Raw genomic sequence first — 21,013 nt, 5'->3', positions numbered from 1 at the left:
TTGCCGTGTTGGTTGCGTGGGGCACCCCGAAGCTTGAGTGTGCTGACGGTTCGGGGGTGCTTGTCAAGGCGGGAAAGATGCCTTGACAAGCACCCCCGAACCGCAGGGACGCTTCATATCGGGGTGCGGGGGAGGGGCTGGGTGCCTCGATAGCGGGTGCACGGGTGCCGGTTTGTTGGCGGGAGGGGCTGGGTGCCTCGATCGTTGGGTGCGTCGGCGGCGGTTGAGCGGTGAGTGCGCACGGCTCAGTGCCTGGTTGCGTTGGGTTCGCGGCCGGGGGTAGCGCCCCCAATGTGGCATTGGGTGCATCTGACGCACCGAACGCCGCATTGGGTGCGTGGGGCGCACCGGAGGCCGCGTCGCGGCGTCGCGGCGTTCCGTGAAGGGGCCCTTGAGGGAATGCGTCGGCGAAGGAATCCCCGGCTGCGTGGTCGTGAGGGGAACCCTGAGGGAATCAGAGTCCCTGAGGGTTCCCCTCACGTACTTCTGCGGCAAGAAAGTCCGAAGTGGACGGTTACTCAGTCTTCTCCGCGTTCAATCGGGCGGCTTCGCGGCGGACCTCGGCTTGGGTTTCGCGTTCGCGTTGCAGCCAGGTGGGATTCTCCGACTTCAGGGCCTCGATCTGGTCCGTCGTCAGGGCCTCGGTGACGCCGCCTCGGGCCAGGCCGCCGATGGAGACTCCCAGTTTCGCGGCGACGACCGGGCGCGGGTGCGGGCCGTTGCGGCGGAGGTCGCGGAGCCATTCCGGCGGGTCCGTCTGGAGGGCGTTCAGCTCGTCGCGCGAGACGGCGCCCGCGCGGAACTCTGCGGGGGTGGCTTCGAGGTAGACGCCCAGCTTCTTCGCTGCCGTCGCCGGCTTCATGGTCTGGGGGGTCTTCTGCGCCGTCATGCCCACCAGCGTAACCGGCGACCCAGCGCCGGTAGCCTTGCCACGTGACAGGAGCCGACCAGGCCTCGGCGTTCCGGCTCGCCTACGTTCCGGGTGCGACCCCCGCGAAGTGGGTCCGGATCTGGGGCGAACGCAATCCCGAAGTGTCGCTTGACCTGGTCGCGGTCACTGCTGCCGAGGCCGCCGACGCGGTGCGCGAAGGGCAGGCGGACGCGGCGTTGCTGCGGCTGTCCGAGGACCGCGAAGGGCTGCACGCGATTCCGCTCTACACCGAGACCACCGTGGTCATCGTTCCCAAGGATCACCTGGTCGCGGCGGCTGACGAGGTGTCCATTGCGGACCTCGCGGACGAGCTTGTGCTGCATCCGCTCGACGACTCGCTCGGCTGGGACGAGCTGCCCGGCAAGCCCGCGCTCGAGCGGCCGGAGACGACGGCGGACGCGATCGAGCTGGTGGCGGCGGGGGTCGGCGTGGTGCTGGTGCCGCAGTCGCTTGCTCGGTTGCATCATCGTCGTGACCTCACGTACCGGCCGGTCGAGGACGCGGTGCAGTCGCGCGTCGCGTTGTCCTGGCCGGAGGGCGACACCAGCGACCTGGTGGAGCAGTTCATCGGCATCGTCCGCGGGCGCACGGTGAACAGCACTCGCGGGCAGCAGGAAACACAGGCCAAGACGGGCAAGGCGGCACCGGCGAAGAAGAAGCCGCAGCAGCAGCGCGAACCGGCTCGTCGGCGGAATACGCCCAAGCCCGGCGGGCGCGGCAAGCCTCGTCGGCGTCGTTAACGCAGGGGAGAAGCTGTGGATCTCGGGTTGAAGGGCAAATGCGCGGTCGTCACGGGCGCTAACCGCGGGATTGGGCTGGCGGTCGCCGAGGTGCTCGCGGCGGAGGGGGCGGACCTCGCGCTCGTCGCCCGGGACCAGGAAACGCTCGCGGCGGCGGTGGAAAGCGTCGGCAGGCATGGTACGAAGGTCATCGCGGTGGTCGCCGACACCACCGACGACGCCGCGGTCGCGGCGATGGCGGAGCGGGTCGCGACGGAGTTCGGCGCGGCGGACATCCTGGTCAACTGCGCGGCTCCGGCGTCGAGCGGGGTCCGGACGCCGCTCGACGACCTGCGCGACGACGACCTGCGCACCGAGATCGAGACCAAGGTGCTCGGCTACCTGCGGTGCGCCCGCGCGCTCGCGCCGCGGATGCGGGAGCGCGGCTGGGGCCGGATCGTGAACGTCAGCGGGCTCAACGCGCGGATCGCCGCCTCGACGTTCGGCTCGATTCGCAACGTCGCGGTCGCGGCGATGACCAAAAATCTCGCCGACGAACTGGGGCCGCAGGGCATTACCGCAACGGTGGTGCATCCGGGCTACACGGTCACCGAGCGGACGCCGGAGAAGTTCGCCGAGATCGCCGCGATGCGGGGGATTTCGGTGGCGGAGCTGGAGAAAAGCCTCGCTGCCGGAGTGAGCATCGGGCGGTTGGTGACGGCGGCCGAGGTGGCGGACGTCGTGGCGTTCCTGGCGTCTCCGCGCAGTGTCGCGATCAACGGGGACGCTATCGCGGTCGGCGGCGGGGTTCCCGGGCAGATTTACTACTGAGCGACTTGGAGTTCCCGCACAGCGTGGGGGTAGCCGAGACGGCCCCTGGTCGCGACGACCACGATCAGCGCGGCCGCGGCGAAGGCGGCGAACAGCAGGTGTTCGGCGATTTTCGGGTCCGCACTGGGGAATAGTTCGCCCCAGGCGACGGACAGGTAGTTGTTGATCCCGGCGTGCAGCAGCAGCGCGATCGGCAGGCTTTCGCCGCTGCGGTTGAACACCCAGGTCATCACGAAGCTGATCGCGATGGCAGTCGCGACGAATTCCAGCACCGACCAGACCGTCACGTTCGGCCAGTGTCCCCATTCGGTGAAGAACAACGGCAGATGCCAGACGCCCCACAGCGGACCGAGGATCAGCGTGCCGCGCAACGGCCCGTACTTCGGCTGCAAGTGCGGCAGGGCGAAATCGCGCCAGCCGGGTTCTTCGGCGAGGCCGGTGGTGATCACCTGCAGGATGAAGCCCAAGGCCCACACCAGGATCAGCGACGCGGCGGGGATCCGGAATGGTCCGGCGAAGGGCAGGCTGGAGATCGTCAGCACGACTGGGACCGCGAAGAGGGCGAGTGCGTACCACCGCCAGTTCACCCGCCAGCGCAGCAACCGGCCGGCCCACGCGCGCAGCCCGGGGCGGCCTTCGGCGAGTGCGGTGACGAGGAACGCGGCGAAGATCGGGCCCAGGTACGCGCCGGGGAGCATGCCGAGGATTTGCGTCGTGCCGAGTACTGGCGGGAATCCGAAGTGGACGATGCCGAGGCCGTTGTCCGAGAGCACGTAAGGGATCCACGCGAGCCAGCTGAGCGTGATGGCGAGGGCGAAGAAGGTCGTGATGGGGCGGCGTGCGACGAGGGCGCGTAGTGCGGTCATGAGCGAGAGAGTCCTTTGTGGATGGTTCAGCGGTGAGTGCGGTAGTTCGCGATGAGGGCGATGCCCGCGGCGAGGGTGACGACGCCGAAAATGGTGCTCAGCAGGAGGTTCACGCCGAGCGCTGAGGTGACGGCGTTGGCTGCGGCGCTGAGTACGAGCACGCCCCACAGCAGTGGCCGGGTGCCTTGTCTGGCGGGTGTTTTCGTCATGCCGCGAACGCTACGAATCGGGGCTCGCCAGGACGATCCCGTGCGCGGGAGGATCCAGGTACAGCAGGCTGTACTTTCGCGCCGCACCGGGGCGTCGGGGCGGGTTTCTCGGCTAGGGTTCGGCGCGTGAGGTGCTAGGAGGTGCGATGGCAACCACAGGCGAACCTCGGCCGCGTTCGTGGCCGGTGCGGGTCCGGGCTGCTCTCGACGCGTTGGAACACCTCGTCGGCGGGATCGGTACTTCGGTGCTGGCGTTGCTGGTGCTGCTCGGCGTGGTCACGGTCGCGCTGTTGTGCCTCGTGGGCGTCGGATTGGTGCTGGCGCGGCCGATGTTGAGCGTCGTGCACGCGGTCGCCGATCGGGAGCGGATCCGGCTCACCGCGATGAAGCCGGACGTCATCAGCCCCGGCCCGGGTCCCGAGCGGCTCGGGGCGGCGTTGCGCGACCGGACTGTGCAGCGCGAAGTGCTGTGGGTTGTGGTGCACGGCCTCGCGGGGTTCCTGCTCGGCTTCATCGGGCTGACGATCGTGCTCAACACCGCGCGCGACGGGCTGTTCCCGCTCTACTGGTACCTGCTGCCGCCGGACGACGCGACGGCCTCGCTCGGCTGGCCGGTGCACAGCCTGGCCGAAGCGCTTCCGGTGTCGCTGCTCGGCGTCGCGTGGGCGTTCCTTTCCGTCGCGCTGTTGCCCGCGATGGCGCGGCTGCAGGCGCTGCCCGGCCGACGGCTGCTGCCGGCGGGTTCGGACGCGGACGTCACGCTGCGGATCGCCCACCTCACCGCCACCCGCGCCGCCGCGCTCGACGCGCATTCCGCTGAGCTGCGCCGCATCGAACGGGCGCTGCACGACGGCACGCAGAACCGGCTGGTCGCGGTGAACGTCCTGGTCGGCGCGGCCCGCCGGGCAGCCGTGCGGGGTTCGGCGGACGTCGACGAGATCCTCGGCCGCGCGCAGGACGCCACCGAGGCCGCGCTCGCCGAATTGCGCGCGGTGGTGCGCAGCATCCTGCCGCCCGTGCTGGCCGACCGGAGCCTCGCCGACGCGTTGACCGCACTCGCCGCGGACTGCCCGGTGCCGTGCACGATCGACGCCGACCTGCCTGGCCGGTACGCCGTTTCGGTGGAGGCATCGGTGTATTTCGTGGTCGCCGAGGCGCTCACGAACGTCGCCAAGCACAGCGGTGCCCGTCACGTGGAGGTCGTGCTGCGTCGGCAGGACGACCTGCTCCACCTCCGGATCACCGACGACGGCCGCGGCGGTGCTGCCGAAACCGGCGGCTCGGGACTCGGCGGGATGCGCCGCCGGATCGAGGCGCTCGACGGAACTTTCGCGCTGGCGAGCCCCGCCGGCGGACCGACCACTCTGACTGTGAGCCTGCCATGCGGATTGTGATCGCCGAGGACGACTCGTTGCTGCGCGAAGGCCTCGCGCTGCTGTTGCGCGCCGAAGGCTTGGACGTCGTCGCGACGACGGACAACCCGGCTGATTTCCTTGCCGCGGTGGACAAATACGAGCCGGACACCGCCGTCGTGGACGTCCGGATGCCGCCGACGCACACCGACGAGGGCATTGTCGCGGCTGTCGAAGCCCGTCGCCGACGGCCGGGGCTGGCGGTGCTGGTGCTGTCGGCGTATGTCGAGCAGGCCTTCGCGACCGATCTGCTGGGCGGCGGCAGCGCGCGGCTGGGGTATCTGCTGAAGGAACGCGTCGGGCGAGTCACGGAGTTCATGGAAGCGCTGAACCGGGTCGCCGACGGCGGGACGGCGATTGACCCGGAGGTGGTGGCGCAATTGCTGACCCGGACGCGCGCGGATTCCGGATTGGAACGGCTCAGTCCGCGAGAACGGGATGTGCTGGCATTGATGGCGGAGGGATTGGGAAACGGCGCGATCGCCGAACGATTAGTGGTGACCGACGGCGCGGTGCACAAACACATTCGCAGCATTTTCGCGAAACTGGATTTGGCTCCGGACGACAGCGCGGATCGGCGGGTTACCGCGGTGCTGCGGTATCTGGACGAAGCCCGCCGTTGATTTTTTGCGTAACACTGGACGAATCCGTGGGGAGTTGGCTATTCGCGGCATGGATCGACCGCGCACGGCGAATCCGCCGAAATTCGGGGTCGCGCAGTTCACTCGGACGAGTGCAGTGTCGAACACGCGAATCGGTGACACCGAAGTGGCCTCATCGCGTCTTGCCGCCGGGATGCGGGCGCGGGCGAGTGCCGCACCGGAGAGCCGGTGCGGTGCTGGAGAACGGCGGTTACTTGCCGGAGCCCGCCTTCTTGGCCTCGTCCGTCCCGCCGCTCTTGCCGCCGGCCGGAACGTCCTCTTCGGACCAGTCCAGCCCGGCCTCGGCGACCACGCCGTCGAAAATCGGGGTGGCCACGGCCTGCTCGCCGCTCATGACGCGCTCACCACGTCGATGATCGCGTCGGCCGCGATCCACTGCGGGTTCGCGTCTCTCGCCTGGCCGTCTACCTGGACCGGGACCCAGGTGACCGCCGTCGCGTCGTCGGTGACCGGGGCTCCGGTGACCACCCCGCGCCTGCACAGCTGCCGCCTGCCGGTGCGCTGGCCGACCAGGTAGATGACCCGGTGACCGGTGGACAGTTCGGGCCGGTGCTGTTCGCCGTCCATGTGTTCCTCCCTGCACGCCACCCTTGTGGGCGACGCTCGCTTCATCGACGCGACTCGCTCCCCGCGTGCCGATGACGCACTCCCGGTCCATGATCTGGGTCACATCGAAGCAACGGCCGCTCTGAACGCGACTGCTACATCGAGGCAACGCCGACCACGGACAGTCATCCCTCTATACCCAAAGTAACAGGTACAGCGCCGTATCCAGTATGTGACCCGGCGATACACTCGCGCGGATGACGTCCTCAGGTACTCCGCCCGACGGGCGGGCCACCCGGTGGGCAGGGCAGCGGGAACGCCGGCGCCGGGAATTCGTGGAAGCCGGGATGCGCGCGATCGCCCGATACGGGCCGGAGGTGTCCACCGAGCAGATCGCCGACGAGGCCGGTGTCGCTCGCACGCGCATTTACAAGCATTTCGCCGACACCGCGGATCTGCAGCGCGCTATCGCGTTGCGCGCGGCGGAAATGATCGGCGCGCAATTCTCGCCGCTGTGGGGAGTTGCCGGAACTCCGCGCGACATGGTGCACGCGACGATCGGCGCGCACATCGAATGGCTTTCCGAACACCGCGAGCTTTACCAATATCTGATGCGCCAGTCGGTGACCGGGCCGCGCGACGTCGTCGCGGACGTCAAAACCGCGATCGCCCGGCAGCTGACCGTGCTGTTCGAGTACTACCTCGGCCTGTTCGGCGCGGACCAGCGGGTCGGCGAGACCATCGCCTACGGACTGGTCGGGCTGGTCGAATCCAGCACCGCGCACTGGCTCGAGGCCCCGCGCGGCATCGACCGCGACGATCTGCGCCAGCTGCTCGCCCGCTGGGTCTGGTCGATCCTCGACGACACCCTGCGCACGGTCGGCGTGGCGCTCAACCCGGATTCGCCGTTGTCCGAGCTGGATTTCCGTATCGTCGAACGTCCGTGAAGGGCCCCTCGAGGAATCTCGAGGGGCCCTTCACGGACAGTCGAGCGAGAAGCGTCAGGCCTTCCGGCCGACCGCGCCCGCGATGCACTCCTGGACCTGGTTCAGCGGCTGGTAGCGCGGGCCGTCCGGCCACCAGTCCTCGCACAGCACCAGGCCCGGGTCGACCAGTTCGGTGCCGCCGAACATCCGCCCGATCTGCTCCCAGGTGCGGAAGACGCCGCTGCCCATGGGGCTGTGCGTGAACTTCTCCTCCATCCGCCGGGCGATCTCGCTGTGCTCGGGCGTCTCCGGGTCGAGGAAGTGCGCGATCACGACGAACGACCCGGACGGCAGCGCGTCCACGTACGTCTGCATCATCTCGGCGTAGTCGTCGCCGAGGTAGTGGTGCAGGGTTCCGTTGTGCAGCAACGCGATCGGCTTTGTCCAGTCGAGGAACTCGCGCGCGGTCTCGTTCTGCAGGATCTGCTCGGGCTTGAAGATGTCCGCGTCGATGAAGCGGGTGTTCTCGTTCTCCTCGAGCAGCGCGCGCCCGTGCGCGAGGACCACCGGGTCGTTGTCCACGTACAGGACGCGGGCCTCGGGGATGATCCGCTGCACGACCTGGTGCGTGTTCTCCGCGGTGGGCAGGCCGGAGCCGCAGTCGAGGTACTGGGTGACCCGGCCCTGGGTGGCGAGGAAGCGGCAGGCCCGGATGAGGAAGTTGCGGTTGGCCCAGGCGAGGTCGGCGACCTCCGGGGCCACCGTCGCGACCTGCTCGAGAACCCTGCGGTCGATCTCGTAGTTGTTCGTGCCGTTCAGCGCGGCGTCGTACACCCGGGCGATGCTCGCTCGCGTGATATCGACCCCGACCGGGTGCGAACTGGGCGATTCGACGGCCTCGGTCATTTCTGGCGTCACCTCGGATGTGTCGGGCGTCTCTTTGGCCTACTCACAGTAGCCCGCCGGCGCTGTCAAGCGACCGCCAGGAGGAGGACAACCGGAGTGGGTGACAGATTCTTGATTCATTCCAGAAAATCCGGCAGACTCCGGGGCATGCCGACGACCGCGGACTTCGAGCAGCTGCTGCGCGGAGTGCACTTGCGGATCACGCGCCCTCGGGTGGCCGTGCTCTCCGCGGTGCACGCCAACGCGCACGCGGACACCGAATCCGTCATCGGCATGGTGCGCGCGGATCTCGGCGAGGTTTCCCACCAGGCCGTCTACGACGTGCTGCGCGCGCTGACCGAGGCGGGGCTGCTGCGGCGTATCCAGCCGCCCGGTTCGGTCGCGCGGTACGAGGCCCGGGTAGGGGACAACCACCACCACGTCGTGTGCCGCTCGTGCGGTGCCATCGAGGACGTCGACTGCGCGGTCGGCGAGGCTCCCTGCCTGACCGCTTCGCAGACGCACGGTTTCGTCGTCGAGGAAGCCGAGGTCGTCTACTGGGGGCGCTGCCCCGCTTGTTCCGCTGTGCCGAGTTCCTGAGCAAGACCTGATTCCCGGAAGGATTTCTGTTGTCCGAATCGCTTGATTCCGTTGCCGAGGACCGCACGGCGGGATGCCCGGTCACCGGCCGCATGGGGTACCCCTCCGAGGGCGCCGCGAACCGTGACTGGTGGCCGAACCAGCTCAACCTGAAGATCCTCCGGAAGCACGCCCCCGCGGCGGACCCGATGGGCGGGGACTTCGACTACGCCGAGGCGTTCAAGAGCCTCGACCTCGACGCGCTGGCCCGCGACGTCGACGCGCTGCTCACCACGTCGCAGGAATTCTGGCCGGCCGACTTCGGCAACTACGGCCCGCTGTTCATCCGGATGGCCTGGCACAGCGCCGGCACCTACCGGATCGACGACGGCCGCGGCGGGGCGGGCGGCGGCCAGCAGCGGTTCGCGCCGCTGAACAGCTGGCCGGACAACGTCGGCCTGGACAAGGCGCGCCGTCTGCTGTGGCCGGTCAAGAAGAAGTACGGCAAGAAGATCTCGTGGGCCGACCTGATGGTCTTCGCGGGCAACCGCGCGCTCGAGACCATGGGCTTCAAGACCTTCGGCTTCGCCGGCGGCCGCGCCGACGTGTGGGAGCCGGACGAGGACATCTACTGGGGCCCGGAGCGCACCTGGCTCGGCGACGAGCGCTACAAGGGCGACCGCGAGCTGGACAACCCGCTCGCCGCGGTCCAGATGGGCCTCATCTACGTGAACCCGGAAGGCCCGAACGGCAACCCGGACCCGATCGCCTCGGCGCGCGACATCCGCGAGACGTTCGCCCGGATGGCGATGAACGACGAGGAGACCGTCGCCCTCATCGCCGGCGGCCACACCTTCGGCAAGACGCACGGCGCGGGCGACGCGGACGCGAACGTCGGCCCGGTGCCCGAGGCCGCCCCGATCGAGCAGATGGGCCTCGGCTGGAAGAACAGCTTCGGCAGCGGCAAGGGCCGCGACCAGATCGGCAGCGGGCTCGAGGTCACCTGGACCCCGACCCCGACGCAGTGGAGCAACTGGTTCTTCCACAACCTGTTCACCTACGAGTGGGAGCTGACCAAGAGCCCCGCCGGCGCGCACCAGTGGAAGCCGAAGAACAACGCCGCGCAGGGCACCGTGCCGGACCCGGAGAGCGGTGAGCTCAACCGCGCGCCGAGCATGCTGACCTCGGACCTCGCGCTGCGCTTCGACCCGATCTACGAGCCCATTTCGCGCCGGTTCTACGAGAACCCGGACCAGTTCGCGGACGCTTTCGCCCGCGCCTGGTACAAGCTCACCCACCGTGACATGGGCCCGATCCAGCGCTACCTCGGCCCGCTGGTGCCGCAGGAAGAGCTGATCTGGCAGGACCCGGTCCCGGCCGTCGACCACGAGCTGGTCAACGACGCGGACGTCGCGGACCTGAAGGCGAAGCTGCTCGAGTCGGGCCTTTCGGTCGCGCAGCTGGTGTCCACCGCGTGGGCGTCGGCGTCGACCTACCGCCACAGCGACAAGCGCGGCGGCGCGAACGGCGCCCGCATCCGCCTCGAGCCGCAGCGCGGCTGGGAGGTCAACGAGCCCGACGAGCTGGCTCAGGTGCTGCGCACGCTCGAGGGCGTCCAGGAGGCGTTCAACAGCGCGCAGACCGGCGGCAAGAAGATCTCGCTCGCCGACCTGATCGTGCTGGCCGGCGCGGCCGGTGTCGAGAAGGCGGCGAAGGACGGCGGCGTCGACATCACCGTTCCGTTCACGCCGGGCCGCACCGACGCGACGCAGGAGCAGACCGACGCGGACTCGTTCGCGCCGCTCGAGCCGAAGGCCGACGGGTTCCGCAACTACCGCGGCAAGGCCAACCCGCTGCCGTCGGAGTACCTGCTGGTCGACAAGGCGAACCTGCTCAACCTGAGCGCGCCGGAGATGACCGTGCTGGTCGGCGGCCTGCGCGTGCTGGGCGCGAACTACCAGAACTCGGCTGCCGGGGTGCTCACCGACCGGCCGGGCACGCTGACGAACGACTTCTTCGTCAACCTGCTCGACATGGGCGCCGAGTGGAAGCCTGCTGACGGCGAGGGCCCGCACGCGGAGTCCTTCGAGGCCCGCGATCTGGCCACCGGCGAGGTCAAGTGGACCGGCACCCGCAACGACCTGGTGTTCGGCTCGAACTCCGAACTGCGCGCCGTCGCCGAGGTGTACGGCAGCGACGACGCCAAGGAGAAGTTCGTGCGCGACTTCGTCGCCGCGTGGCACAAGGTCATGAACAACGACCGGTACGACCTGGTCTGAGTTTCCTGATCCGCTGATCAAGAAAGGGCTCCTTGCGGGAATTCCCGCAAGGAGCCCTTTTTGTCGTTCAATCGCGTGGGGTCAGCTCTGGACGAGCTTGCCCATCGCGTTGACCTCGTCGACGTCGCCGGTGCTGAAGAACGACCACGGCACGGTCACGAAACCGCTTGCGCCCCAGCCGGATCCCCAGCTGTTCTCGATCTTCACGCCCTGGTCGTTGTAGGCCACGATGGTCACCTCGTGCCCGCCGACGACCGGGTCGCTGTTCGAGTCGCCGGGCAGATACGAGTAGTCGCTCGCGGTCGAGGAATCCAGGTTCATGAAGCTCTGGTGCACATTGAACCCGATTGCGACCGGTTCGCCCTGGGAAATGGCGTTCTCGATGTCGGACCGCGCCGCGTCGCCGCTCGACGACAATTGCGTGTAGCCGGACAGCTTGTAGTGCGCGGCATTCGCCTTTTCGTTCTGGTCGGGCTGGGTGGTGTAGTCGAAATCGCCCTGCCAGTAGTCGGATTTGGTGTCGATGCCCTGCTCTTGTTCCATCGGCAGCGCGACGCTCGCCCAGGTGCCCTGGTCATTGCCCTTGGCGATCTGGGAGTAAATGAACATCGGGGCCATCGGGCCGCCGGTGATGCCCTGCTCGTTCATCAGCACGCCGTAGCCGGTGTAGCCGGTGGCCCAGGTGACGCACGAGCCGACCTGGCCCTGGTCGCCGGGGGCGTTGGCGTACTGGGTGAGGTCGCCGCTGGAGGGCAGTTCGGCGGTGGCTCGGGGGTGCACGGGGAGCGCGGAATTCGCGTGGGCGTGCATCCGGGTCTGCGCGGCCTTCAGTCCGGCGACGTTCAGCCCGAGGCCGTGCTTGAGGTGCTGCGGGTGGTGCTGGGCGGCGGCCGCGGTGGCAGGGGTCGCGCCCATCGCCGCGGCCAGGCCGGCCGCGGCGAGCAGGGAAACGAGTGCGGACGTTTTTCTGATCTGCATCCTGCGTACTCCTTTGGACATGCAGAAAAAGAAATCGGAAAGGGTGGGGAGGTGGATCCGACCACTGCAAAGGTAGATCGGCGGAAATTTTCCGGGAACCTACGAAAGGAGGGAGCGCATCAACTGCCGAATTGGAGCGGATCGATCAAGCGGACATTACGCCCGTTAACGCCGCTATTCCGGCGTACTGGTCCATTATGGACTCTTGGGAAACTCGTTTTCTTCTGGTCTGAACCATTTAGTCGGGAAGCGGGGTGGTGCGCGCGCCGTTGAGAAGGGCGTCGATCGCCCACCGGGAACGCGCGTCTCCGTTGCCGGAGAACAGGTTCTCGCTCGCCGCGACGATGTGCGGATGTGTTTCGGGCGAGAGGTCGCGGACGGTTTCGGCGAGCGCGTCGTGCCGCTGGTCGGAGTCCGGGCGGTCCTTGCGGGTGCTGTGCTCGACCGCGCTGGCGGTGGCGACGAGCAGCAGCAGATCGACGGTCCACGCGGCGGGGCCGGACGGCACGCCGGCTTCGGCGAGGAGGCCGAGCACGGTGTCGACGATGGCGAGGTAGTTCGGCCCGTTCAAGGGGGTCACGAGCGCGACGCGGGCGAGCCCGGGGTGCGCGTAGAGAACGTCGCGGTAGGTGGACACGACTGTCCACAAGCGACTGCGCCAGTCGCCATCGGCGGTCGTGGCGGTGACTTCGCCGAGGAGTTCGTCGAGCACGGCGGCGTGGAGTTCGTCGGTGTCGCGGACGTAGACGTAGAGCGAGGCCGGTCCGGTGTCCAGTTCCTTCGCGAGCCGCCGCATGGTGACGCGCTCGGCCCCTTCGCGGCGCACGACGTCGAGAGCGGCGGCGACGATGCCCTCGCGGCTCAGCGCGGGCTTGGCGGGACGCTCCCGGCGGTTGTAGCCACTCGCGGTCATCCGCCCATGGTATGCGCACGCCGCCCGAACGGTCTGGACCTTGGCCGGTCTACTCGGCGAGCAGGCTGTCCAAGGTCGGCTGGACGTCGGTCTGCAGGACGGCGCCGAGATAGACGGCCGCGACTCGTTGGTGTTTGTCGACGACGAGCGAGATCGGCACGGCGGCCAGCGGGAGGCCGCGCAGTCGCAGAGCGACCCGGCCGGAGGGATCGAAGATCGACTCGTAGCCGAGCCCGAGATCCTTGACGAAGTCGGCGGCGTACTTCTGGTTGTCGCGGACGTTGAGGCCGAGCACCTGGATCCCGCGACCCCGCCCGGCGTCCGCGATGGTCTGCAAGGTGCGCGATTCGGCCCGGCACGGCCCGCACCAGGCGCCCCAGAGGTTCAGCAGGACGACCTTGCCGGAGTAATCGGCCAGCGAGATGTCCTTGCCGGGCTCGCGCAGGCTCGGGCCCTTGAGCTCCGCTACCTTTTTGCGCTGCGGCACGGGATAGTGGATGGTCGTCTGCCCGCCCGGCGAGACGAATTCGAAGGTGTCCGACTGGCTGACCGCGTCCTTCCCGGTCGCGCACGCGGTGAGGGGCAGCAGTGCCAGCAGGAGGAAGAGGCGAACGAAGCGCACGCGGCATCGTATCGCCGATACACCCGGCGGCTTCCGATGCGGTTTTCTAGGCTGGACCCCGTGTGGGAGACAGCGAGGGACCGGCTGCGGAGCCGGCTGGCGGACGGCTTGGCCCAGTCCGGGCTCACGCTGCCCTGGTGGGTGCCGATGGGGACGACCGCCTTCACGGTGATCGGGCTGGTCGTGGCGGTGGGACAGCGGGTCGGGCCCGCGCTGCCGGTCGCGATCGCAGGGTTTCTGCTGGCCACGTCGTCGTCGCTGCTGTTCGCGTTCACCGGGCGGCTCGCGCCGTCGTGGCTGAAGGCGCTCGGGATGCTCGCCGGGATCGGGCTGCTGCTGGCGTACCCGGTGGTGCCGGACTTCGCGCCGATGCCGCTGGCCGTGCTCACCGGCGAACTGGGGTCCATCGCGACGGCGCGGGTCGCGTTCGCGGCGACCGGCGGGGCGGTCGCGCTGCTCGGGGCCGCCGCGTTGACGGTCGGGCTCGTCGGGTTCCCCGTGTACACGCTCGCGGTCGTGGTCGGGATGGCCGCCGGGTTCATGCTGCGCTGGTACGTGCGCGCGCTGGACGCCGAGCGCGGCAAGCAGGAGGCCGTGCGCGAACAGGCGAGGCTCGGCGAGCGGCAGCGGATCGCGCGCGAGGTGCACGACGTCGTCGCGCATTCGCTGAGCATCACGTTGCTGCACGTCACGGGCGCGCGGCACGGGTTGCGCACGGATCGCGACATCGACGAGGCCGTCGCGGCGCTCACCGAGGCGGAGCGGATCGGACGGGCGGCGATGGCCGATATCCGCCGCACGGTTGGATTGCTCTCGCAGGAGTCGGCGGGGACGCGGCCGTTGCCCGGTGCGGGCGACATCGCGGAGCTGGTGGCCGAAACGTGCGCGGCCGGGCTGGTCGCGGATTACGAACTGGAGGGCGACGTGACCGCGGTCGACACTACGGTGGGGCTGGGGCTCTACCGGATCGTCCAGGAGTCGCTGGCGAACGTGGTCAAACATGCCCCGGCGGAGAAAGCCTTGGTACGGCTGGAGATCAGCGCTGAAGACGCCCGGTTGACTGTCCGCAATGGACACAACGGCGGCGCGCGCAATTCGGGCGGCTCGGGGCTGGCGGGTATGACGGCGCGCGCGGGTCAGCTTGGTGCGCGGTTGACTGCTGGACCCGAGGGCGGCGAGTGGGTGGTCGACGTGACGGTGCCGTTGGCGCGCGAGGTCGTGTCGTGACCGCTGCCGCCGGGGAAATGCGGGTCTTGCTGGTCGACGATCAGGAATTGGTGCGGTCCGGGCTGCGGTTGATCCTGCGCCGCCGCGACGGGTTCGTGGTGGTGGGGGAGTGCGCGGACGGCGACGAGGTCCCGGCCGCGCTCGAAGCGGCCGGCGGGGTTGACGTTGTGGTGATGGACCTGCGGATGAAGCGCGTCGACGGCATCGAGGCGACGCGACGGCTGCGCGCGTCCGGCCCGCGGCCGCCGGTGCTCGCGCTGACCACTTTCGACGACGACGAGCTGCTCGCCGGAGTGCTGCGTGCGGGTGCCGTCGGGTACGTGTTGAAGGATTCCTCGGCGGAGGACCTGATCCGCGCGGTGCGAGCCGTCGCGATGGGCGAGGCGTGGCTCGATCCGGCGGTCACCGGACGCGTGCTCACGACCTATCGCCAGGCGGCTTCCGATCGCCCGACGGTGCCGTCCGGGTTGTTGACGCCGCGCGAACTGGATGTGCTGACGGCGGTCGCGCGTGGGCTGACGGACGCGGAAATCGCCGGAACGCTGGGGATTTCCGCGAGTACCGTCGAGGCGCATTTCGAGCGGGTGTGCGCGAAACTCCGCCTTCGCGACCGGGCGGCGGCCATCGTCTACGCCTTCGACCACGGCCTGGTCACGCCCGGCTCGGCCCCGGCTCAGGCCGGTCCGGACTCGCTGCGGTTCAGTGTCCTGGGCCCGCTGCAGGCTTGGCGGGGACCGAACTTGCTGGACCTGGGCCCGGTGCGGCAGCAGGCGCTGCTGGCGGCGCTGGTCCTGCGCCCCGGCGAGACGGTCAGCCCTGGGGAGCTGCTCGACGGCGTGTGGGGGCTGGAACCGCCAGGCACCGGTGGCCGGGTGGTGCCGGTGTACGTGCATCGGCTGCGGAAATGCCTGCGTGCGGTTGGTGAGCGAACGGAAGACTCAGTAATAGGCAGCGATCGCGGTGGATACCGCTTCGCCCGGGAGCGAGTGCGGCTGGACGTCACCGAGCTGACCGATCGAATCTCGGAAGCCACGACCGCCACTCATAGCGGCGATCCGGCTGCCGCCGTTGATGCTTACGCCGGTGCGTTGGCTCTGTTCCACGGCGAGCCGTTGGCGGGGCTGCCGGGCCCGTTCGTCGAGGGGGAGCGGCTGCGGCTGACCGAGCGTCGGCTGACGTTGGTGCAGGAGAAAGCCTTGCTGCAGTTGAAACTCGGGCGGACCGACGAGGTGGTGCACGAGCTGTCGGCGCTGCTGGCGGTGCATCCGCATCGGGAGCCGCTGGCGGTGCTGCTGATGCGGGCGCTCCATGGCGGTGGCCGCCGGGCCGATGCGCTGGCCGTGCATCGGCGGATGCGGGAACGGCTGCGGACGGATTTGGACGTCGAACCGGGGGCGGAGCTGGACCGGGAGCTGCGGGTGGTGCTCAGCTCGGATCGGGGTCCCTCGTGAGTGAACACGGGACCCTGCACCATGTCGAGTTGTGGGTGCCGGATCTCGGCCGCGCGGTGGCGTCGCTGGGATGGCTGCTGGAGGAACTGGGATATCAGCGGTTCCAGGACTGGGCGGCCGGACGCAGCTGGCGGCTCGGGCCGACGTATCTGGTGGTCGAGCAATCCCCGGCGCTGACCGCGGACCGGCATGATCGCTGCCGTCCGGGGCTGAATCACCTCGCTTTTCACGTCAAAGACACCGCGACGGTCGAGCAGTTGGCCGCCGACGCCGCCCGGCACGGGTGGCAGCTGATGTTCCCGGAGAAACATCCCCATGCGGGCGGCGCGGAGCACTATGCCGCGTATCTGCAGAACGACGACGGCTTCGAGGTCGAACTCGTCAGCTCTGCTGGGCCGAGCTGACCGGAGTGCGCGGGCGGTTCTGACCCGGGTATTGCGAGTCCGAGTCTGGGTACTGCGAAGAAGCCGGATAACGCGAAGAAGTCTGCGAAGAATCCGAAGAGCTGGAGTCCTCAGAACCGCTCTTCGAAGCCTCGCTCAGCTTCGTCATCAGCTGCGTAGCGGCCTCCAGCCCCTGCGTCACCGACGTGATCAGCTGCAGCAAATTATCCGAATCCGACAGCAGAACCCCGAGCTTCTGCGCGATCTGCCCGCCGTACTGGGTAGCGATCGCCACCGCCTGCGGGATCGCCGCCGCGATGCTCGCGCCGAACGTCGCCTGCGCGGCGGCGAACGCCTGCGTCATCAGCTGGATAATCTGCCCGACGGCCTCCGAAATGAGCCCGCCGACCTCCTGCTGCGCCTTCGCGACGACCTTCCCCGCGCCAGTAGCCGCCTTGGCCATCGCGATGCCCGCCTGGCCGACCGCCTCGACGCAGTCCGCGTGCTGCGAGCTGTTGTCGCGGTAGCTAGACGCCGAAGAACCGCTCCATCCCGACGTTTCCGGGCCCGCGGACTGCCGGTAGTCGTCCGCGACGGACGACACCTGCTGGCCGCCGCCTTCCATGCCCTGCGAGTGCGACGACACCGAGTCCGGGTTGCCCTGCAACTGTTTCAGCGGCTCCTCCAGGAACCGCACCAGTTCGGTGATCATGCCGAAGCCAGCCGACGTCAGTGCGGCGAGCGGGTCCTGCGACGCGCCGAGCAGGTCGAGCGCGGTGGTGGCGCCGCCGAGTCCTGCGGAAACCCAGTCGTGGTTCTCGACTGCCTGCGTAGTGGTTTTCAGGTCCGCCAGCAGTTGGCTGGAGTCGGTCACGGGAGGTCCTTCCCCGGCAGCGCGGCCGCGTTGCCCTGGTCGCGGCGCTCGTAGCTTTCCGCCGCCTGAGTCAGGTTCGCGCTCACCTTGTCCACAGTGGACGATGCGTGCGAGACGGCGTCGTTGGTCTTGCCGACCGCCGACTGCAGGCCCGCGGTGAGGAACTGCACGAAGACGCCGAGCGCCTGGTCGCCGAGCCCGGACGGGGCGCTGCGGGCGACATTGCCGAGCCGGTCGGCAAGATCGCCGACGGTGGCCGCGTGCCGGCGCAATTGCGCGGGGTCGACCTCGAAGCCGGCGGTCACGAGATGATCCCCGGGTTCGCGAAGTAGTCGTCTTCCTGGCGCGGTGCCGCGGGGGCGGCCTCGACCGGCAGGTTGTCGCGGACGAGTTGGAGCGCGGGGCCGTCGCCGACGTAGTCGGTCATGATGTCCACGACCTGGGCGCCGGCCTGGCGGTGCGCGTCGTGCACGGTGGCCAGGATGAGCCGGGCGAGCGCGTCCGCTTCCAGCGCGCGGGCGGCGGGGCTCAGGCGCAGGTCGGTCAGCGCGCCGCTCGGGCCCACTTCGACCTCGACCTCGCCGCGCGGAGAAGCGGCCCGGCCGCCGACGCGGCTGAGGCTCGCGCTCGCGGCCTCGGCGTTGGCCTGCAGCCGGGACAGGTTTTTCTGGTAGTCGGCGAGCCAGGCCGCCGAGTCTTGGATCGGCACGGAAGGTCCTCCGGTCGGTTTCGGTGTGGTCATCGCGGCCGCCGCGCGGCGGTGGCCAGCTCGCCGAGGGCGAAGCGCAGATCGGCCGGGCGCAGCGAGTTCACGCTGAGCCAGCCGTCGCGCGCGGGGTTGATCCGGACTCGGCCGCGCGGTCCGTCCATCCAGGACAGTTCGCGGCCCTCCCGGGTGCGCCCGTCGCGGGTCGCGCCGAGCTGGCCGCGGCCGGTCAGCGGGACGACCAGGCCGACGAGGCTGTCCAGCGCCGCCGGGTCGCCGCCGCTGTCGCGGACGAGATCGCGCAAGCGGTGGGCGCGGGAGGTGTCGTCCTCGTCGTCGGAGAGCGCTATCGCCTCCTTGACCGCGTCCGCGGGCAACGTGACCGGCATCGTGCGGGCCGCCTCCACCTGCGGGATTTCCGCGAGCACGGCGTCCACCAGCGCGGTCTCGTCCACCCGGCGCACCGACAGCGTGTCGGCCTCGAGCCGCTGCCGGCAGATCAGCGCCGAGGACCGGTAGACGAGTGCGGTGACGGCGGTCGCCCCCTCGGCGTCCGCCACCACCAAATCAACGATGCCGCGACGTTCGCGCAGCGCGGTCACGGCTTCCGCGGCGAGACCGTCCGGCCCGGAGTCGTCGGCGAGCCCGCGCGCCTGCAGCGCCTGCCCGGCCGTGGCGAACAGGATCTCGCGTTCGCCTTCGATCCGGCCGTAAGACGGGACCTGCAACGGAAACGGCCAGCTCGCCCCGGCGTGCGCGGCCAGCAGGTCGGCTTCGACGAGTCCGATGTGGACGGTTTCGTCGCCGACACGGGGCAGTGCGGCGGTCATTCGGCTTGCCGTTCGAGCCGCTGGAATGCTTGCTGCACCCCGGATTCGTGCTCCTGATAGCGCCGGATGCCTGCCTGCAGCGCCTCGTGGAACCCGGTCAGTTCGGTGTCGGCCGCGCCCAGTTCGCCAGTGAGACCGGCGTGTCCGGCGGCCTCGCGCAGCCGCTGCGCCAAATGCAGTGCGGGCGGTGCGGTGCCCAGTTGCGGGAGCCGGTCGGCGAGCCGTCCCGCCGAACCGACGAGTTCCCCGGTCTGCTCGCCGAGTCTGCCCAGCGCGGCGACCTGGCGGTCCAGCGCGTTCGGGGCGACCTCGTGGCCGGTCATCGGGTGCTCCTGTCGTTCACAGCCCGATCACCGGGCTGATGGTCTTGTCCTCGGGGTGCAGGAGCGGCTGGTCGAGCACCGGCATCTTGTTCTTGTGCTCTTCTTCCTCTTCCTGCGAGGCACCGGCGCCGCGGCCGGGCATCATGCCGTTGCCGCTGGCGGCGCGAGCGGCGGCCATCTCCGCCATCGCGGCGTTGCGGGCGAGCATCGCGCCCTCCATGCCGAGCGCGGAGCGAATTCCGGCGGACAGGCCCGATTCGACCGGGGCCGCGGTGGTCAGCGCGCCCCACGGCATGCCGCTGCCCGCACCGGATCCGGCTCCGCCGAGCGGGCCGGCATAGCTCGACGCGCTGGTCGAATCGTCCGCGCCGTAGGAATCCGCGGTGGTAGCCCCGGCGGGCGGCGGATTGATCGCGTGCGAACTCTTGTGCAGACTGGCTTCGTAGCGCTGCATCACGTGCACCGCTTCGGCTTTCTGTTCCGCCGCAGCGACATTCGAGGCGAACAGGCTCGCCCCGCCGCCCGCGACCGCGCCGATCGCCGCGCCCATCAACGCGCCCGGACCGGCGCCGATGCCGCCCGCCCCGGCCCCGAGGATCCCGCCGATGACCGCGCCCGCACCCGCTCCGGCCGCCGCGGCGGCGACTGCGCCCCCAGTCGGGTCGCCTGGCGGCTTCGGCATGGTGTTGCGCGCGACGGCGAGCGAATCGCCCGCGTTCTGGGCCGCGCCGCCGACCGTCCCGGCGCGGTCGCCGATCCCGGACGCGCGGTCGCCGAGCGAACCCAGCCGTCCGGACGCGCGTTCGGCGGCCTGTCCGCTCCAGTTCTCGTGCAGCGTCCCCTGCTGCGATTTGAGCGAATCGGCGTGCGTGCGCATTTCCGAACCGTGCCGCTGCCATTCCGCGGCGACCGTGCTGACGTCGCCGACGTCGGCCTTCTCCCACAGCATTTGGTACAGCTGCTGGTGCGTGTAAGCGTTCCAGTTGGTGCTGCCGGGCGGGACCGGGGCGCCGAAGTAGCCCTCCCACACGTTGCGCAGCGCGGACACCACGGGCCGCGCCAGGTCGCCGACCGGCCCCGCCTTGTCGAGTCCCGCGAGCGCCGAGTCCGCCAGGTTCTCCACCCCGGCCGACGCGGCGTCGACCACTGATCCGGATTCTCCGGTCATACCCCCGCCTTCGCCTCTGCCCGGCTTCCGCCGGGCACTCGCGCACGGTAAGGGGCGGCGATGAAATCACGATGAAAGCTGTGATCACCGGGGCGGGACGAGGTCTCCGCTCTCGATCCGGCCGGCGGTGCGGGCGAGCCACGCGGCGTCGTGGCGGAGCCGGGAAACCAGGAAATGCACCTCGATCATCTGCATTTCCGGCAAATCGGCGTTATCGAGCGTCGCGGAAAGCTCGCGGTGCTGGTCTCGAACCCGTTCTGCCCGGTCTCGCAGCAGGGCGACCGCGCGTGCCGGCGGGAGGGCACCGAGGTAGGCCAGCGCGATCAGGAACCGGGAGTCGAGGTTCGGATCGGCGTCGCGGAGCTGCCGTTCGATTCGTTGGCGGAAATCGGCGAGGCCGTCATCGGTCAGCCGCACCGGCCGCGGGTCGCCGTCGCCGTCCGGTTCGACGAGTCCGTGCCGGGTCAGCGTGCCGACCAGCGTGTACACCGTCGACGTCTTCGGGTTCAGGAACGGGTAGCGCGTGCGGAGTTCGCGCAGGAGCGCGTACTGGTAGCGCGGGGTTTCCACGAGCAGCCCGAGCATCGGCAGCACCAGCGGGTTGTCGAGAGCGTTCGTCGGCACCGGACCAGGGTAGCGCACGCTAGTCGTATACGAGTACGGTTGTTCGTATACGACTACTGGAGAGGGGCA

Annotated in this window: 26 protein-coding genes; 10 read left to right on the top strand and 16 right to left on the bottom strand. The window is 69.6% G+C overall.

Annotation, left to right across the window (positions count from 1 at the left end):
* Positions 1-514: 514 nt before the first annotated feature.
* Complete coding sequence (locus tag AB5I40_RS19495; protein ID WP_370939962.1) at positions 515-889, bottom strand: DUF5997 family protein; 375 nt, start codon at positions 887-889, stop codon at positions 515-517.
* Positions 890-933: 44 nt separating this feature from the next.
* Between AB5I40_RS19495 and AB5I40_RS19490 the strand changes: the two genes are divergently transcribed.
* Both AB5I40_RS19490 and AB5I40_RS19485 read left to right on the top strand, forming a co-directional pair.
* A complete protein-coding gene (locus AB5I40_RS19490) occupies positions 934-1,671 on the top strand; it encodes a LysR substrate-binding domain-containing protein (protein ID WP_370939961.1) in 738 nt (245 codons plus the stop codon).
* Between the two features lie 15 nt (positions 1,672-1,686).
* On the top strand, positions 1,687-2,481 hold the full coding sequence (locus AB5I40_RS19485) for an SDR family NAD(P)-dependent oxidoreductase (RefSeq protein WP_370939960.1): 795 nt from the start codon (positions 1,687-1,689) through the stop codon (positions 2,479-2,481).
* On the opposite strand, the gene AB5I40_RS19480 is transcribed toward AB5I40_RS19485, so the two are convergent.
* Positions 2,475-3,347, bottom strand: coding sequence for a CPBP family intramembrane glutamic endopeptidase (locus tag AB5I40_RS19480; RefSeq protein WP_370939959.1), 873 nt, complete (start codon positions 3,345-3,347; stop codon positions 2,475-2,477). The genes AB5I40_RS19485 and AB5I40_RS19480 overlap by 7 nt on opposite strands.
* Before the next feature lie 26 nt (positions 3,348-3,373).
* Positions 3,374-3,556: a hypothetical protein gene (locus tag AB5I40_RS19475; RefSeq protein ID WP_370939958.1), complete on the bottom strand. Its 183-nt coding sequence runs from the start codon at positions 3,554-3,556 to the stop codon at positions 3,374-3,376.
* Positions 3,557-3,702: 146 nt separating this feature from the next.
* On the opposite strand from AB5I40_RS19475, the gene AB5I40_RS19470 reads away from it, so the two are divergent.
* Together AB5I40_RS19470 and AB5I40_RS19465 are read left to right on the top strand one after the other, a co-directional pair.
* Positions 3,703-4,950 (top strand): sensor histidine kinase, encoded by a 1,248-nt coding sequence (locus AB5I40_RS19470; protein WP_370939957.1) that lies wholly within the window; start codon positions 3,703-3,705, stop codon positions 4,948-4,950.
* Positions 4,938-5,591 carry a response regulator gene (locus AB5I40_RS19465; protein WP_370939956.1) on the top strand — a complete coding sequence of 218 codons (654 nt, stop codon included), beginning with the start codon at positions 4,938-4,940 and terminating at the stop codon, positions 5,589-5,591. The genes AB5I40_RS19470 and AB5I40_RS19465 overlap by 13 nt, the downstream gene beginning before the upstream one ends.
* Positions 5,592-5,820: 229 nt before the next feature.
* Here AB5I40_RS19465 and AB5I40_RS19460 read toward each other — a convergent pair whose 3' ends face one another.
* Positions 5,821-5,964, bottom strand: a complete 144-nt coding sequence (locus AB5I40_RS19460) for a hypothetical protein (RefSeq protein ID WP_370939955.1) — start codon at positions 5,962-5,964, stop codon at positions 5,821-5,823.
* Positions 5,961-6,197, bottom strand: a complete 237-nt coding sequence (locus AB5I40_RS19455; RefSeq protein ID WP_370939954.1) for a hypothetical protein — start codon at positions 6,195-6,197, stop codon at positions 5,961-5,963. Before AB5I40_RS19455 ends, AB5I40_RS19460 begins: the two co-directional genes overlap by 4 nt.
* Before the next feature lie 236 nt (positions 6,198-6,433).
* Between AB5I40_RS19455 and AB5I40_RS19450 the strand changes: the two genes are divergently transcribed.
* The gene (locus tag AB5I40_RS19450) at positions 6,434-7,123 is read left to right on the top strand and encodes a TetR/AcrR family transcriptional regulator (RefSeq protein WP_370939953.1); all 690 of its coding nucleotides are present in this window, start codon (positions 6,434-6,436) and stop codon (positions 7,121-7,123) included.
* A gap of 54 nt (positions 7,124-7,177) precedes the next feature.
* On the opposite strand, the gene AB5I40_RS19445 is transcribed toward AB5I40_RS19450, so the two are convergent.
* A complete protein-coding gene (locus tag AB5I40_RS19445; RefSeq protein WP_370939952.1) occupies positions 7,178-8,008 on the bottom strand; it encodes an SAM-dependent methyltransferase in 831 nt (276 codons plus the stop codon).
* Between the two features lie 147 nt (positions 8,009-8,155).
* Here AB5I40_RS19445 and AB5I40_RS19440 point away from each other — a divergent pair, with 147 nt between their 5' ends.
* Both AB5I40_RS19440 and katG read left to right on the top strand, forming a co-directional pair.
* A complete protein-coding gene (locus AB5I40_RS19440; RefSeq protein ID WP_370939951.1) occupies positions 8,156-8,587 on the top strand; it encodes a Fur family transcriptional regulator in 432 nt (143 codons plus the stop codon).
* Between the two features lie 29 nt (positions 8,588-8,616).
* Positions 8,617-10,845 (top strand): catalase/peroxidase HPI, encoded by a 2,229-nt coding sequence (gene katG, locus AB5I40_RS19435; RefSeq protein ID WP_370939950.1) that lies wholly within the window; start codon positions 8,617-8,619, stop codon positions 10,843-10,845.
* An 81-nt stretch (positions 10,846-10,926) separates the two neighbouring features.
* Here katG and AB5I40_RS19430 read toward each other — a convergent pair whose 3' ends face one another.
* The 3 genes from AB5I40_RS19430 to AB5I40_RS19420 all read right to left on the bottom strand — a co-directional run bounded on the left by AB5I40_RS19430 (position 10,927) and on the right by AB5I40_RS19420 (position 13,358).
* On the bottom strand, positions 10,927-11,823 hold the full coding sequence (locus AB5I40_RS19430) for a C1 family peptidase (RefSeq protein ID WP_370939949.1): 897 nt from the start codon (positions 11,821-11,823) through the stop codon (positions 10,927-10,929).
* A gap of 238 nt (positions 11,824-12,061) precedes the next feature.
* Complete coding sequence (locus AB5I40_RS19425) at positions 12,062-12,736, bottom strand: TetR/AcrR family transcriptional regulator (RefSeq protein ID WP_370939948.1); 675 nt, start codon at positions 12,734-12,736, stop codon at positions 12,062-12,064.
* Positions 12,737-12,785: 49 nt separating this feature from the next.
* A complete protein-coding gene (locus AB5I40_RS19420) occupies positions 12,786-13,358 on the bottom strand; it encodes a TlpA family protein disulfide reductase (protein ID WP_370939947.1) in 573 nt (190 codons plus the stop codon).
* 60 nt (positions 13,359-13,418) lie between these two features.
* On the opposite strand from AB5I40_RS19420, the gene AB5I40_RS19415 reads away from it, so the two are divergent.
* The 3 genes from AB5I40_RS19415 to AB5I40_RS19405 are packed head-to-tail and all read left to right on the top strand — an operon-like array spanning position 13,419 to position 16,440.
* Complete coding sequence (locus AB5I40_RS19415; RefSeq protein ID WP_370939946.1) at positions 13,419-14,585, top strand: sensor histidine kinase; 1,167 nt, start codon at positions 13,419-13,421, stop codon at positions 14,583-14,585.
* Positions 14,582-16,036, top strand: coding sequence for a BTAD domain-containing putative transcriptional regulator (locus AB5I40_RS19410; RefSeq protein ID WP_370939945.1), 1,455 nt, complete (start codon positions 14,582-14,584; stop codon positions 16,034-16,036). Before AB5I40_RS19415 ends, AB5I40_RS19410 begins: the two co-directional genes overlap by 4 nt.
* On the top strand, positions 16,033-16,440 hold the full coding sequence (locus AB5I40_RS19405; protein WP_370939944.1) for a VOC family protein: 408 nt from the start codon (positions 16,033-16,035) through the stop codon (positions 16,438-16,440). The genes AB5I40_RS19410 and AB5I40_RS19405 overlap by 4 nt, the downstream gene beginning before the upstream one ends.
* Here AB5I40_RS19405 and AB5I40_RS19400 read toward each other — a convergent pair.
* The 7 genes from AB5I40_RS19400 to AB5I40_RS19370 all read right to left on the bottom strand — a co-directional run bounded on the left by AB5I40_RS19400 (position 16,418) and on the right by AB5I40_RS19370 (position 20,944).
* Positions 16,418-17,293, bottom strand: a complete 876-nt coding sequence (locus AB5I40_RS19400; protein ID WP_370939943.1) for a hypothetical protein — start codon at positions 17,291-17,293, stop codon at positions 16,418-16,420. The genes AB5I40_RS19405 and AB5I40_RS19400 overlap by 23 nt on opposite strands.
* Complete coding sequence (locus tag AB5I40_RS19395) at positions 17,290-17,598, bottom strand: type VII secretion target (protein ID WP_370939942.1); 309 nt, start codon at positions 17,596-17,598, stop codon at positions 17,290-17,292. Before AB5I40_RS19395 ends, AB5I40_RS19400 begins: the two co-directional genes overlap by 4 nt.
* A complete protein-coding gene (locus AB5I40_RS19390; RefSeq protein WP_370939941.1) occupies positions 17,595-18,002 on the bottom strand; it encodes a YbaB/EbfC family nucleoid-associated protein in 408 nt (135 codons plus the stop codon). Before AB5I40_RS19390 ends, AB5I40_RS19395 begins: the two co-directional genes overlap by 4 nt.
* 29 nt (positions 18,003-18,031) lie before the next feature.
* On the bottom strand, positions 18,032-18,829 hold the full coding sequence (locus AB5I40_RS19385; protein WP_370939940.1) for an ESX secretion-associated protein EspG: 798 nt from the start codon (positions 18,827-18,829) through the stop codon (positions 18,032-18,034).
* On the bottom strand, positions 18,826-19,152 hold the full coding sequence (locus AB5I40_RS19380) for a hypothetical protein (RefSeq protein WP_116203433.1): 327 nt from the start codon (positions 19,150-19,152) through the stop codon (positions 18,826-18,828). Before AB5I40_RS19380 ends, AB5I40_RS19385 begins: the two co-directional genes overlap by 4 nt.
* Positions 19,153-19,168: 16 nt before the next feature.
* A complete protein-coding gene (locus AB5I40_RS19375; RefSeq protein WP_370939939.1) occupies positions 19,169-20,320 on the bottom strand; it encodes a WXG100 family type VII secretion target in 1,152 nt (383 codons plus the stop codon).
* An 84-nt stretch (positions 20,321-20,404) separates the two neighbouring features.
* Complete coding sequence (locus AB5I40_RS19370) at positions 20,405-20,944, bottom strand: PadR family transcriptional regulator (RefSeq protein WP_370939938.1); 540 nt, start codon at positions 20,942-20,944, stop codon at positions 20,405-20,407.
* Between the last annotated feature and the right edge of the window lie 69 nt (positions 20,945-21,013).

Origin of the sequence: Amycolatopsis sp. cg13, assembly GCF_041346965.1 — a bacterium.
Taxonomy (GTDB): Bacteria; Actinomycetota; Actinomycetes; order Mycobacteriales; family Pseudonocardiaceae; genus Amycolatopsis.
This window is presented reverse-complemented; position numbering and strand designations above follow the sequence as displayed.

What these genes read in the sequence shown, in the direction of transcription:
- AB5I40_RS19495 (WP_370939962.1), bottom strand. Translation starts at nt 889, where the DNA reads ATGACGGCGCAGAAGACCCCCCAGACCATGAAGCCGGCGACGGCAGCG.
- AB5I40_RS19480 (WP_370939959.1), bottom strand. Translation starts at nt 3,347, where the DNA reads ATGACCGCACTACGCGCCCTCGTCGCACGCCGCCCCATCACGACCTTC.
- AB5I40_RS19475 (WP_370939958.1), bottom strand. Translation starts at nt 3,556, where the DNA reads ATGACGAAAACACCCGCCAGACAAGGCACCCGGCCACTGCTGTGGGGC.
- AB5I40_RS19470 (WP_370939957.1), top strand. Translation starts at nt 3,703, where the DNA reads ATGGCAACCACAGGCGAACCTCGGCCGCGTTCGTGGCCGGTGCGGGTC.
- AB5I40_RS19465 (WP_370939956.1), top strand. Translation starts at nt 4,938, where the DNA reads ATGCGGATTGTGATCGCCGAGGACGACTCGTTGCTGCGCGAAGGCCTC.
- AB5I40_RS19460 (WP_370939955.1), bottom strand. Translation starts at nt 5,964, where the DNA reads ATGAGCGGCGAGCAGGCCGTGGCCACCCCGATTTTCGACGGCGTGGTC.
- AB5I40_RS19455 (WP_370939954.1), bottom strand. Translation starts at nt 6,197, where the DNA reads ATGGACGGCGAACAGCACCGGCCCGAACTGTCCACCGGTCACCGGGTC.
- AB5I40_RS19450 (WP_370939953.1), top strand. Translation starts at nt 6,434, where the DNA reads ATGACGTCCTCAGGTACTCCGCCCGACGGGCGGGCCACCCGGTGGGCA.
- AB5I40_RS19445 (WP_370939952.1), bottom strand. Translation starts at nt 8,008, where the DNA reads ATGACCGAGGCCGTCGAATCGCCCAGTTCGCACCCGGTCGGGGTCGAT.
- AB5I40_RS19440 (WP_370939951.1), top strand. Translation starts at nt 8,156, where the DNA reads ATGCCGACGACCGCGGACTTCGAGCAGCTGCTGCGCGGAGTGCACTTG.
- AB5I40_RS19430 (WP_370939949.1), bottom strand. Translation starts at nt 11,823, where the DNA reads ATGCAGATCAGAAAAACGTCCGCACTCGTTTCCCTGCTCGCCGCGGCC.
- AB5I40_RS19425 (WP_370939948.1), bottom strand. Translation starts at nt 12,736, where the DNA reads ATGACCGCGAGTGGCTACAACCGCCGGGAGCGTCCCGCCAAGCCCGCG.
- AB5I40_RS19385 (WP_370939940.1), bottom strand. Translation starts at nt 18,829, where the DNA reads ATGACCGCCGCACTGCCCCGTGTCGGCGACGAAACCGTCCACATCGGA.
- AB5I40_RS19380 (WP_116203433.1), bottom strand. Translation starts at nt 19,152, where the DNA reads ATGACCGGCCACGAGGTCGCCCCGAACGCGCTGGACCGCCAGGTCGCC.
- AB5I40_RS19375 (WP_370939939.1), bottom strand. Translation starts at nt 20,320, where the DNA reads ATGACCGGAGAATCCGGATCAGTGGTCGACGCCGCGTCGGCCGGGGTG.